The organism is Arthrobacter sp. 49Tsu3.1M3, assembly GCF_900168135.1.
GTDB lineage: Bacteria > Actinomycetota > Actinomycetes > Actinomycetales > Micrococcaceae > Arthrobacter.
The window spans coordinates 1-12355 of sequence record NZ_FUZD01000038.1; the positions used below are offsets into that span (position 1 = coordinate 1).

Sequence of the window (12355 nt, forward strand, 5' to 3'; positions counted from 1 at the left end):
TTGGTGGGCTCGAACATGTCCACGGGGGAGGGCTTGCCGGTGTCGATCTGGCAGAAGTCGCAGCGCCGGGTGCATTCGGAGCCGCCGATCAGGAAGGTGGCCTCCTTGTCTTCCCAGCACTCGAAGATGTTGGGGCAGCCGGCCTCCTCACACACCGTGTGGAGGCCCTCCTTCTTGACGAGGTTTTTGAGCTGGACAAACTCCGGGCCCATCTGGACCTTGGCCTTGATCCATTCCGGCTTCCGTTCCACCGGTGTGGCCGCGTTTCGCTGCTCGATGCGCAGCATCTTCCGGCCTTCTGGTGCCAGTGTCACAGTAGAGCTCCTTCTGGGGTTGCAACTAGGGCTTGTTCATTGTTGCGCAGTTCTTCGATGATCCGCGACACGAGGTCCGCCGGGGTGACGTCCCTGCCAAGTTCCTGGGTGATCGTGGTGACTCCGGCGTCGCTGATGCCGCAGGCAATGATCTGGCCGTAGGGGGCGAGATCGTTGTTGCAGTTGATCGCGAAGCCGTGCATGGTGACGCCTTCGTGGACGCGGATGCCGATGGCCGCGATTTTGCGGTCCGGACCCTTTTCGTCCTGTTCGATCCAGACGCCCGCGCGGCCCTTGATCCGGACGGCGGCGATGCCGTAGTCCGCCAGGACGGCGATGATGACCGCTTCCAGCCGCTCCACGTAGTCGCGGATGCCAGCCTTGTTCTTCAGTTTGATGATGGGGTAGCCGACAAGCTGCCCGGGGCCGTGCCACGTCAGCTTGCCGCCGCGGTCCACGGCCACGACGGGAGTTCCGTCAAAGGGCCGTTCATGGTCTTCGGTACGCTTGCCGGCGGTGTAAACCGCGGCGTGTTCGAGCAGCAGAACAGTGCTGGGCGCGGTGCCCGCGAGGACCTTTTCATGCAATTCGCGCTGGATGTCCCATCCGCGCGTGTAATCGACGAAGTCCGGGGCGAGACCGAGCTGTTTGAACTCAAGAGTCATGGCATCAAGCTTAGACCCCGCCGCACCCACCGCCCGTTTGTGTGCTTAAGCTCTCATGCCTGTGGATAACTTCTGCACGATTCCGCGCAATCGACTATTCCTTGGGTATGGAAGATCTCCCGCCGGCCGCCGGTGCGGCCCCCCACGTTCCCGGTTACGACGTCGGACGGCTGCTGGGGCGCGGCGGCAGCGCCACGGTCTGGCTGGTGACCGAACAGTCAACGGGCCGCGAGTTCGCCCTGAAATGCTTCGATGCCGACCACGCCGCACCGGAGGACCCCGAGGCCGAGGACGTCATGCGGCGCGAAGTCCGGATCCTCTCCGCCCTGGCACACAGCCACCTCCTTCGCGTGCACGCCGTGGTGCGCCTGCCGGAACACGACTCTGGCGGCGGCGGCCTCGGGCTTGCGCTGGACTACGCACCCGGCGGCTCGCTGGCGACGGTCGTGGGAAGCCGGGGACGCCTGGGTCCCGGCGAAACAGTGACGGTCCTGACTCCCATCGCGCAGGCCCTGGCATACCTTCACGGCCAAGGCTTCACCCACGGTGATGTGGCCCCCGGCAACGTGCTCTTCACGGCCGACGGCAAACCGCTTCTGGCCGATCTCGGCGTCGCGCGCATGGTGGCCGACGCCGCTCCGGTCGCGGAAGAGGGAACGGCAGGATTCCAGGATCCGGCCCCCTCGGACGCTGTGCGGGCCGGGCTGCAGCCCGAACGCGACGTTTACTCCCTGGCGGCCCTGGGCTGGTATTGCCTCACCGGACAGGCCCCCGAACCCGGGGTGCACCGTCCACCGCTGAGCCTGCTGGTGCCGGAGGTGCCGGCATCGTTGGTGGCCGCCCTCGAAGCGGGGCTGAGCGGGGAGCGCCGCGAGCGTCCTCCGGCGGCGGAGTTCGCCGCTATGGTCTACCGCAGCGCCCGGGCGGAGCCCGTCGATCTGTCGGTCTCCGTGCACCCCACAGTCATCGCCCAACTGCTCACACGCAAGGCCGTGCAGTCCGGCCCGGGCCGGCGCCCGGGCACTGTCCGGAGAGCCGGACTCCACCGCGGATTCCGAAGGACTCCCGCGCGGCGGGCGCTGCTGCCCGCTCTCGCAGCTGCAGTCCTGCTGGCCGGCACCTGGCTGTTGGCCGGCGGGCCGGCCCCCGACGCCGTCGCCGGGCTGTTTCCAGGGTTCCTGTCCGGCCACGATGCGCTGGTGCAGACAGGAGGTCCCGTGGGCCTCGAGGGACCGGCGGCGCCGTCGGAGGGTCCGGTTGGCGAACCGCCCCCCACTGCCGACGGTGGGGCCACCGCCGTCCTTCCCGATCTTGAGGCACTCCTGGCCTCCGCCGACCCGGTGGAGGCGGTCCGCGGCCTGGCCCGGCTCCGTTCACTGGCACTGAGCTCCGGCGACTTCAGCCTGCTCGATGCCGTCAACGCCCCCGACTCGAGGGCCGCAGCCTCGGACGGCCGCATCAAAGCGCAGCTCAGCGCCTCCGGCCACGTCCTGGCCGGATTCTCGACCTCCCTGACCCGGATCGAGACCACCGCAGAGAGCAGCCCCGCACGGGCCGTGGTGGCCATCACCACTGAACCTTCTGCCTACCGGGAAATCGACGGGAACGGCGCCACGGTGGCCGAAGTGCCCGCCGCCTCCGCACAGCAGCTTCACCTCGTCCTGGTGCCCGTCGACGGGCGTTGGCGGATCCAGGACGTGCTACCTCCGGGGCCCGAAGCCGGCTAGGGCTCCGACTGGAACACAACTTGGCCTGTTCACCGACCTGTCTTCGAAACGCACCCGAGGTCATGCAAATTAGCACCACGTCGACCCGGCGAACAGAGGAGTTGGGAACTATTCCCGGCAACTTCTAGGGGCCATGCTGTAGGCACCGAGCACACTATGTGATAGGGGGCAGTGGGCATGTTCAAGCCGAAGACTACTCGCCCCAGGCGGTTTAGCTCCGCTTGGGCCGTGGCACAGACCGCGGGGCACTTGAGGGTGTGGCTCAGATGAGCGGACAGGCAGTGACCCGGCCGAAGGCGCCACCGGCTGTGTGGATCTCCTGGGTGGCCCTGGCGCTGATGACCACGAGTTCGGTGGCCAGTCTGCGTGCGGCCCCGACCATGGCCGTCTACGGCCTGGCGTCAGTCTTCCTCTACGTGGTTCCCGCGATCGTCTTCCTGCTGCCCACGTCCCTCGTGTCGGCTGAGCTGGCGTCCGGCTGGAAGGGCGGCATCTACAACTGGGTATCGTCCGGAATCTCCAAACCGATGGGCTTTCTGGCCGTGTGGTGCCAGTTCGCGATGACGATCTTCTACTACCCGACCCTGTTGGGGTTCGTCGCGAGCACGCTCGCTTACGTCATCAACCCGGCGCTGGCCAGCAGCGGCGTGTGGACGGCCTTGGTGATCGTGGTCGCTTACTGGTCCGGCGTATTCGTTTCATCCCGCGGCACCAAGGGCGTCGCCGGCCTGGCCAGCGGTGGGCTGATCATTGGCACCCTGATCCCGGGCGCCTTGCTCGTGATCCTCGGTGCCGTCTACCTCGGCGAGGGAAATCCATCCGCCGCGCCGATGACGGCGGCGAACTTCTTCCCCGAGTGGGCGGGCCTGGCCAGCCTGGTGCTGATCGTGAACAACTTCCTGTCCTACAGCGGCATGGAGATGAACGCGGTGCACGTGTCCTCCCTGAAGGATCCGGGCAAGGAGTACCCCAAGTCGATGTTCCTGGCCATGGGACTCGTACTGCTCATCTTCATCCTGCCGGCGCTGGCGATCAGCTGGATCGTCCCGGCCGATGAACTCTCCCTCACCGCCGGTGTCATGCAGGCCTTCGACGCGGTGCTGGCCTCCTTCAACCTCCAGGCGCTGACACCGATCCTCGGAATCATGCTGGTTGCCGCCGCCCTCGGCGGCATGCTGACCTGGCTGGCCGGTCCGTCCAAGGGCCTGCTGCTGATCTCCCGGGAGGAAGGCTACCTGCCGCCCTTCCTGCAGAAGCTGAACAAGAACGGCGTTCAGCAGAACCTCCTGGTCGTCCAGGGGCTCATCACCACCGTGATCGCGCTTGGCTACGCGCTGATCCCGGATGTCTCCAGCGCGTACTGGATCTTCTCGGTGATCACCACACAGGTCTACCTGATCATGTACCTGCTGATGTTCGTGGCCGCGGTCCGGCTCCGCCGCAACGACCCGGACCACGCGCGTGGCTTCCGGGCGCCAATGCTGGTCGGGCTCTGCGGCGTCGGTTTTACCGCCTCCCTGGCCGCCCTGCTCGTCGGGTTCGTCCCGCCTTCGCAGTTTGGCAACGGCAACCCGGCCGTGTATTTCCTGATCGTCGCCGGCGGCGCGCTGGGGCTCGGATTGCTCGTGCCGTTCCTCTTTTACAAGTTCCGCAAGCCCTCCTGGAAGTTGCCGGAGCAAAATGCTCAGACGGAGGCATCTAAGTCATGAGCACGCATCAGGAGTCCTCCACCAAGCGCGGCCGCTCGGTCGTATACATCGTTGCCATGGTCCTGCTCGTGGTGTTCGCCGTCGTCGCTTTGCTGTCCTTCAGGTCGGCGAGGGAGACCCAACAATCCCTGGCGAAGGCCGACCAGCTGATAGCGGCGATAGAATCAGCCGGCGGGACGGCACCCTCGCGCGAGCAGATAGCCCGGGTGCTGGGTGACGACGGCGGCGCGGTTTGCGCGAACCCGAACGGCGCGCTGAGCCGGGCCACGTTCCTGAGCCAGCTGACGAACGGGGCGACCGGACCTGGATATAGGCCGGTGATCGCGAACGCCCGTGTCGCCGTAGGCCAACTCGCCATCATCAAGGTCTACTGCCCGGACCAGCTCGCTGAGTTCCAGGAGTTCATCGACGACCTCAAGACCTACCACACGGGTGGTGCATGAGCCGTGGACCTGCGCGCCCACATCACCGATCTGATGCGTCCGGCACGGGAGGAGCTCGCCGAGTTCGTGGCCATCCGTTCGGTGGCGGATGCGCGGCAGTTTCCCGTCGAGGAGTGCGCCAAGGCTGCCCAGTGGGTGCTGGACAAGTTCGCCGGACTCGGATTTTCGGACGTGCACCTCGAACGGACCCCGGACGGCTCCGACGCGGTGGTGGGCTCCAAGCCGGGACCCGATCCGGACGCGCCCACTGTGCTGCTCTACGCGCACTACGACGTCCAGCCACCTCTCGATGACTCGGCATGGCGGACCCCGCCCTTCGAGCTCACTGAAGTGGACGGCCGCTGGTACGGCCGGGGAGCCGCCGACTGCAAGGGAAACATCCTCGCCCACCTGCTCGCCCTGAGGGCGCTCGGCAACGACGTACCGGTGAACCTGAAGCTGGTGGTCGAGGGGTCCGAGGAACAGGGCACCGGCGGGCTTGAAGCGTTCGTCGCTGGTCACCCGGACCTGCTCCGTGCCGACACCATCCTGGTCTGCGACACCGGCAACGCCGCCGTGGGTCACCCGGCCGCGACCGTGACCCTGCGCGGGATGGTCAATGTCGTGGTGACAGTGGAGGCGATGGCGTCAGAACTCCACTCCGGCATGTTCGGCGGTGCAGCCCCCGACGCGCTCGCCGCACTGATCTCCATGCTGGCATCACTGCGGGACCGGCAAGGGAACACGACGGTCACGGAATTGGACAACGCCCAGACCTGGACCGGCGCGCCCTATCCGCCAGAGCAGTTCCGCACCGACGCCGGCGTCCTTGAGGGGGTGTCCTTGCTGGGGGACGGCACCGTGTCCGACATGCTCTGGGCACGGCCCGCGGTCACAGTGCTCGGCATCGACTGCCCGGCGGTGACCGGTTCGACGGCGGCGATCGTGCCGCGGGCGGCGGCCCGCCTGAACCTGCGCGTCCCGCCGGGAACCGCAGCCGCCGACGCCCACGCGGCGTTGGTCAGCCACCTCAAAGCCGCCGCGCCCTGGCATGTTCACGTCGCGGTGGACCTTGAGGCCATCGGGTCGCCATTCCAGGCGGCTGTCGGCGGGCCGGCCTTTGAAGCCATGAGCGCCGCGATGTCGCAGGCCTTCGGCAGGCCGATGACAACCCTGGGCCAAGGGGGATCGATCCCGCTCTGCAACGTCTTCGCCGACACCTACCCGGACGCCGAGATCATCCTGCTCGGCGTCGAGGAGCCACTCGCCCTGATCCATGCACCAAACGAGAGCGTCGATCCGGGCGAGATCAGTGCCCTGGCAGAGTCCCTGGCCCTCTTCCTCCAGAGGTACCCCACGGCGCGCAGCTAGCCGCGCCCTGCCACCCAGCCGGCGGCCCCGGCGAGGGATGGGTGTTGCCAGGCGAAACTGTTCTCCGCCAGGACGGCCGGTTCCAGCCGCTGGCTCGCGAGCAGCAGTTCTTCGGCGAGATCACCCATCACCAGCCGCAGCACCGGGGCGGGTACCCGCAGCGCCGCCGGCCGGTGCAGCGCCCTGGCCAGCTGCGCGATCAGGGAATTCACATCTGCGGCTTCGGGGGCGCAGACGTTGACCGGTCCGGACACGGGCGCCGAGAGAAGGAAGGAAAAGGCGGCGGCCACATCCGGCAAAGTGATCCACGGCCAGAACTGCCGGCCATCGCCGAGGGGGCCGCCGACGCCCAGGCGCAGCAGCGGCAACAGCCGGCCCAGTGCGCCGCCGGAACGGCTCAGGACGACGCCGGTGCGGGGTGTGACCACCCGGACCCCGGCGGGCGCCTCATGCGCCGCGGCCTCCCAGTCGACGCAGATCCGGGACAGGGTGCCGCTGCCGGCCGGCGCGTTCTCGCGCAGCACCGCCGCACCGGCGTTGCCGTAGTAACCGGACGCCGACTGGCTCAGGAACACGGCCGGCGGCGAGTCGGTGCGGGCCATGGCGGCCGCGAGGGTCCGGGTGGCCCCCAGCCGGGAGGCGCGGAGCTCGTTGACCCGCGCCTTGGTCCAGGGCCGGTCGCCGATTCCGGCGCCGGAGAGGTTGACCACCGCGTCGGTGCCCTTCAGCGCGGTGTCGTCGATCCGGCCGGCGGCCGGGTCCCACTGGAACTCGGCTGGGGACGCAGGGGCACGCCTGACCAGAGCGACGACGTCGTGCCCCTCGCTGCGCAGTGCACCCGAAAGAGCAGTTCCGATCAGCCCGGAGGCCCCGGCAATAAGGATTCGCATGATCCATCTCACCATGCCCGGCACGGCCGCGAAACCTCCCGGGCCGTAAGGACCGTTGTGGCTATGATCGAACGATGACCCCCTCGAGTTACTTCCGTTTCCCGCATCTGCACGGCGATCTGGTCACCTTTGTGGCCGAGGACGACGTCTGGATTGCACCTGTGGGCGGGGGCCGCGCCTGGCGCGTATCCTCCCTGCAATTGCCGGCCCGCAACCCCCGCTTCACCCCCGACGGCAAGCGCCTGGTCTGGACCGTCGTCCAAGGGACTGCCCCGGAGGTCGTTACGGCCAACGTCGACGGCGGCGGCTACAGCCAGTTGAGCTACTTCGGCCACCCTTCCACCCGGGTCAAGGGTTTCACCCCCGACGGCGACGTCCTGGTCACCAGCGCGTTCCGCCAGTCGGACAGCCGTCATACCCACGCCTACAGCCTCCCCGTGACCGGCGGCTGGGCGCAGGAACTCCCGTTCGGCCCGGTCGAGTCTGTGGCCTATGGCCCCGTCGTCGGCGACGAACGCCCTGTGGTGCTCGCCAGCGTCCTGTCGCGTGAGCCCGCTTGGTGGAAGCGGTACCGCGGCGGCGCCGCCGGCAAGCTGTGGATCGACGCCGACGGAAACGGCGAATTCGTCCGGCTCGCCGCCGCGCTGGACGGAAACCTCACGGACCCCCTGTGGGTCAAGGGACGGATCGCGTTCCTGTCCGACCACGAGGGCTACGGAAACCTCTATTCCGTACTGCCCAACGGCAGCGACCTGCGGCGCCACACCGACCACGAGGACTTCTACGTCCGCCACGCCGCCACCGACGGCGAACGCGTCATCTTCGAATCGGCCGGCGAGCTCTGGCTGCTGCCCAGCCTCGACGCCGAGGCCGTCAAGCTCGACATTTCGCTCGGTTCCGCCTCGCAGGCGCGCCGGCCCGCCCCGCTGAAGCCCTCGAAGCACCTCGGAGACGTCGTACCGGACCGCACGGGCGCGTCCAGCGCCGTCGAATCCCACGGAACCGTCCACTGGCTGCGGCACAAGGACGGCCCCTCCCGCGTCCTCGAGGCCACCCCGGGCGTCCGGGCACGGCTGCCGCGGCCCTTCGGCGAGGGCCGGATCGCCTATGTCGCCGACCACGACGGCGTCGAGGCCCTGTACCTGAAAGCCATCGCGGCGCCCCTGGCCGGAGCGGCTGCGGCAGCATCGAAGGCCCCGCAGCCGGCCGTGCAGGCCGCTGCCGAGTCAACGGCCCAGGCCGCTGCTTCCTCCGAAGTCGCCGGCATGCAGTTGCCGAAGCCGGTGTCCGCAGCCGCGCTGACCGGCGCAGGATCAGCCCCCGCCGCTGCGGGCGGAGCCGTGTCCGGCCCGGTCACCCCGGCCCCGGCTTCAGCCGACGCATCCGGCTCCATCGCCGCCTCCGAGCCCGACCGCGCCGATGCGGGCGCCGCCGTGGAGGCCGCGCCTGCCTCCGATGAGCTGACGCGGATCGACTTCCCCAAGCCCAGCCGGGCCAGCGCCATCGAAGCCAGCCCGGACGGGCGCTGGCTCGCCGTTGGCACGGCCTTCGGTGATATCTACCTTGCCGATACACGCTCGGGCACGATATCCCAGCTCAGCAGCATCGGCGAGGGCAGCATTGAGGGGTTCACCTGGTCCCCGGACTCTGCGTGGCTCGGCTGGTCCGAGCCGGTCACGTCCTTCGGGTCCCGCAGCCGGCTCCGGATCACCCGGATCGACGGCGGCACCGCTGCGGCGATTATTGATGTCACCGACGGCCGGTTCCGCGACGAGTCACCGTCGTTCACCCCGGATGGCAAATACCTCGCCTTCCTCTCCAACCGCAGTTTCGATCCGGTGTACGACGGGCACTCCTTCGATCTGTCCTTCCCGAGCCCGATCAAGCCGTACCTCGTCGCCCTCGCCGCCGACACCCCGTCGCCCTTCGGCCCGAGCGTCGACCTGCACTTCGACGCCGACGCCGACTCGGCTGCCGCAGGTGCCGCCGGACCAGCGGGTGCTGCGCCCGGTCCGCAGCCGGCGGCCAAACCTGTGCCGTCCGTACGGGTCGACGCCGAGGGCCTGGCCCACCGCGTCATCGGGGTCCCAGTGCCGCAAGGCAATTACGCCGGGCTCACCGCCGTCGCCGGCGCCCTGCTCTGGCTGGACAGCGAGCTCGCCGGCACCACCGGTGAGGGCCGGGCCAGTCTCGAGGACAAGGGCGCGGCGCCGAGCCTGGTCCGCTACGACCTGGCCAAGCGCCGCACCGCCACGATCGTTGAGGCCCTGGACAGCTACCGGCTCTCCGGCGACGGCGAAAAGGTCGTGTTCATCCAGGACAAGCAGATCCGCGTGGCGCCCGCCGCGGCCAAGGCCGACGAGGACTCCGGCCAGCTGGTCAAGGTGGACCTTGGCCGCATCCGGGTTCAGCTGGACCCACTTAGTGTGTGGGGCCAGGCCTTTGACGAGGCCTGGCGGCTCCAGCGCGACTTCTTCTGGACCGAGGACATGGCCGGCCAGGACTGGGAGTCCGTCCATGCCCGCTACCGTCCCGTGGTGGAACGCCTCGGCTCCCATGACGACCTGGTGGACCTGCTGTGGGAGCTGCACGGCGAGCTCGGGACCTCCCACGCCTACGTCCGCCCCATGGCGGCTGTCGAGAACGGCAGCAGCCCGCAGGGCCGGCTCGGCGCGGATCTGGAGTTCACCGGCGAGGGGTGGGAAATCACCCGCATCCTCGCGGGGGAGTCCTCGGACCCGCTGGCCACCTCGCCGCTGACCCGTCCCGGCGCCGACGCGAAGCCGGGCGACGTCCTGCTGGCGATCGACGGCGTCGAACTGACACAAACGCGGACCCCGGCAGTGCAGCTGGTCGGCGCGGCCGGCCGCGCCGTGGAACTTACCCTGCGCAATGGCGCCGGCCATGGTGCGGCCGCGAGCGCCCAGCGCCGTGTGGCCGTGGTCCCAGTCAAGGACGAGGAGCGCCTGCGCTACCAGGAATGGGTCTCCGGCAACCGGCGCACTGTCCGGGAGGCCTCGAACGGGACCTTCGGCTACCTGCACATCCCGGACATGATGGCCAACGGCTGGGCACAGCTGCACCGCGACCTCGACACCGAAACGGCCCTGGACGGACTGATCGTCGATGTCCGGCGGAACCGTGGCGGCCACACCTCCCAGCTCGTGGCCGAGCTCATCGGGCGCAAGGTCACCGGCTGGAGCATGCCGCGCGGGGAAAAGCCGCGGACGTACCCGCACCACGCTCCCCGCGGACCGGTCATCATTCTCACCGATGAGTTCGCCGGCTCCGATGGCGACATCATCACGCAGGTCTCCAAGCTGCGGGGGATCGGGCCCGTCATTGGCACCCGCACCTGGGGCGGCGTCGTCGGGATCGACAACCGCTTCGCACTGGCCGACGGCACCGGCGTCACCCAGCCGCGCTACGCCACCTGGTTCGCCGGCGGCGTTGGCTGGGGCGTGGAAAATTTCGGCGTCACCCCGGATATCGAGGTGACCTTCCCGCCGCACGCCTACGCCGCCGGAACCGACCCGCAACTGGAGTACGGCATCGGGGCGCTGAAGGAAATGATCCAGGAACTGCCCACGGACCGTCCGCCGCTGCGCGAGGGTTACCGCCGGGTCCGGCCCGCACCGCTGCCGGCGCGCCAGCAGGCCGGCCAGGCCTAGGCGCTGCCGCGCGCGCGACCTGCACGGCCGGTCCGCGCAGGACAGATGACGAAGGCCCCCGCCGCCCTGGACATGCCAGGGGCGGGTTCTAGCGGTCGTTGCAACACCCAGACTTTTGGGAGTTGCAACGACCGTGGTTCGTTTAAGCCGGGATTCATCCCGGCCCGTGCGATATGGGCTAGATCAGAAGAAGGCGTTTTTCGAGGTCTTTGACCGCGTGGGGAGCACGACGGCGGCCGCCAGGGAGCTGGGTTTCAATGCCGCGACATGTGCCGGCTGGGTCCGCAAGGCCGGGCTGAAGAGCCGCGGGAAAACGGGGATCGGGCCGCACCCGGGACGGGAGGAATTCTTCCGGCTGCGCGGGGCCGGTGTCGGTCGCGGGGAGGCCGCCAAGACAGTGGGCGTGCATATCCGCACGGCGCGTGACTGGGACCGCGGAATCCGAAGGTCGAACAACCGCCGCTTTTACCCGGATGGGCGGGTGATCGATTACAAACAGGGAGTGACCACATTCCACTCGCCGGACCCGGGATCCCGGCCCTCGGCCGCGGAGAAGCCCATCGGCCCCCGCTTCCTGTCGCTGCAGGAACGGGAGCTGATCCGGGACCTGTCCGCGGCCGGTACTTCCATGAGAGCGATCGCGCAGGCGATGGGAAGGGCGCCCTCGACCATCAGCCGGGAACTGGGCCGCAACAGCGATCCCCGCTTCGGTTACCTGCCCCACGGCGCACAACGGCAAGCCGCTGCCCGCCGGGCACGTCCCAAAGCGGCCAAGCTGGTCGCCGACCCGGCCCTTCGGCAGTACGTGCAGGACAAATTGGGCCTGGAGTGGTCTCCGGAGCAGATATCGCACAGGCTGGTCACGGACTTCCCCGATGACCAGGAGATGCGCGTGAGCCACGAGACGATCTACCAGAGCCTCTACCTACAGGCCCGTGGCGGACTCAAACGCGAAATCCAGGCAGCCCTCCGCTCCGGCCGTGCCCGCCGCCGGCCCCGCCAGGAACCGGGCCAACGCCAGCCCCGGTTCACAGACCCCATGGTCATGATCTCCGAACGGCCTCCCGAAATCGAGGACCGGGCCGTGCCCGGGCATTGGGAAGGCGACCTGATCACCGGGGCGCTGAACCAGTCCGCGATCGCCACCCTGGTCGAGCGCACCACCCGGTATGTGATGCTCGTGCACCTGACCGCAGACCACGGTGCCGAGGCCGTCCGGGACGGGCTGGTCGCCGCGATGAAGGACCTTCCCGCGCACCTGCGAGGATCCCTGACCTGGGACCAGGGAGCAGAAATGGCGGCCCACAAGTCGTTCAGCCTCGCCACGGACATGGACGTCTACTTCTGCGACCCGGCCAGCCCCTGGCAGCGCGGGTCGAACGAAAACACGAACGGGCTGCTGCGCCAGTACTTTCCCAAAGGCACCGACCTGTCCGTCTACGGTCCCGAAGACCTCGAGCTGGTCGCCCAGAAACTCAACGGCCGCCCACGCAAAACGCTCGGCTGGGAAACCCCAGCCGAGCGTCTGCGTGATTTACTACTACCCACCTAACCAACAGGTGTTGCAACGACCCCTAGAAACCGCC

The 12355-nt window shown here is 68.7% G+C and carries 8 protein-coding genes and 1 pseudogene; 6 read left to right on the top strand and 3 right to left on the bottom strand.

Features of this window, described 5'->3' with window-relative positions:
* Together B5X90_RS20655 and lipB are read right to left on the bottom strand one after the other, a co-directional pair.
* Positions 1-314, bottom strand: a pseudogene (locus B5X90_RS20655) (lipoyl synthase); the annotation flags it as partial.
* Complete coding sequence (lipB, locus tag B5X90_RS20660; protein WP_079555757.1) at positions 311-979, bottom strand: lipoyl(octanoyl) transferase LipB; 669 nt, start codon at positions 977-979, stop codon at positions 311-313. The gene lipB and the pseudogene B5X90_RS20655, both read right to left, overlap by 4 nt.
* Positions 980-1086: 107 nt before the next feature.
* On the opposite strand from lipB, the gene B5X90_RS20665 reads away from it, so the two are divergent.
* The 4 genes from B5X90_RS20665 to B5X90_RS20680 all read left to right on the top strand — a co-directional run bounded on the left by B5X90_RS20665 (position 1087) and on the right by B5X90_RS20680 (position 6208).
* Complete coding sequence (locus B5X90_RS20665; RefSeq protein WP_079555758.1) at positions 1087-2706, top strand: serine/threonine-protein kinase; 1620 nt, start codon at positions 1087-1089, stop codon at positions 2704-2706.
* A 266-nt stretch (positions 2707-2972) separates the two neighbouring features.
* On the top strand, positions 2973-4415 hold the full coding sequence (locus B5X90_RS20670; protein ID WP_079555759.1) for an APC family permease: 1443 nt from the start codon (positions 2973-2975) through the stop codon (positions 4413-4415).
* Positions 4412-4858, top strand: coding sequence for a hypothetical protein (locus B5X90_RS20675; protein ID WP_079555760.1), 447 nt, complete (start codon positions 4412-4414; stop codon positions 4856-4858). Before B5X90_RS20670 ends, B5X90_RS20675 begins: the two co-directional genes overlap by 4 nt.
* Positions 4859-4861: 3 nt before the next feature.
* Positions 4862-6208 carry a dipeptidase gene (locus tag B5X90_RS20680; protein WP_079555761.1) on the top strand — a complete coding sequence of 449 codons (1347 nt, stop codon included), beginning with the start codon at positions 4862-4864 and terminating at the stop codon, positions 6206-6208.
* On the opposite strand, the gene B5X90_RS20685 is transcribed toward B5X90_RS20680, so the two are convergent.
* Positions 6205-7098, bottom strand: coding sequence for a TIGR01777 family oxidoreductase (locus tag B5X90_RS20685; protein ID WP_079555762.1), 894 nt, complete (start codon positions 7096-7098; stop codon positions 6205-6207). The genes B5X90_RS20680 and B5X90_RS20685 overlap by 4 nt on opposite strands.
* Positions 7099-7172: 74 nt before the next feature.
* Between B5X90_RS20685 and B5X90_RS20690 the strand changes: the two genes are divergently transcribed.
* Together B5X90_RS20690 and B5X90_RS20695 are read left to right on the top strand one after the other, a co-directional pair.
* Positions 7173-10769, top strand: coding sequence for a S41 family peptidase (locus B5X90_RS20690; protein ID WP_079555763.1), 3597 nt, complete (start codon positions 7173-7175; stop codon positions 10767-10769).
* A gap of 502 nt (positions 10770-11271) precedes the next feature.
* Complete coding sequence (locus tag B5X90_RS20695) at positions 11272-12321, top strand: IS30 family transposase (protein WP_143264752.1); 1050 nt, start codon at positions 11272-11274, stop codon at positions 12319-12321.
* Positions 12322-12355 lie beyond the last annotated feature (34 nt).

Bases quoted from the DNA above. Each gene is read 5' to 3' on its own strand.
- lipB (WP_079555757.1), bottom strand. From the start codon at position 979: ATGACTCTTGAGTTCAAACAGCTCGGTCTCGCCCCGGACTTCGTCGAT.
- B5X90_RS20685 (WP_079555762.1), bottom strand. From the start codon at position 7,098: ATGCGAATCCTTATTGCCGGGGCCTCCGGGCTGATCGGAACTGCTCTT.
- B5X90_RS20675 (WP_079555760.1), top strand. From the start codon at position 4,412: ATGAGCACGCATCAGGAGTCCTCCACCAAGCGCGGCCGCTCGGTCGTA.
- B5X90_RS20670 (WP_079555759.1), top strand. From the start codon at position 2,973: ATGAGCGGACAGGCAGTGACCCGGCCGAAGGCGCCACCGGCTGTGTGG.
- B5X90_RS20690 (WP_079555763.1), top strand. From the start codon at position 7,173: ATGACCCCCTCGAGTTACTTCCGTTTCCCGCATCTGCACGGCGATCTG.
- B5X90_RS20665 (WP_079555758.1), top strand. From the start codon at position 1,087: ATGGAAGATCTCCCGCCGGCCGCCGGTGCGGCCCCCCACGTTCCCGGT.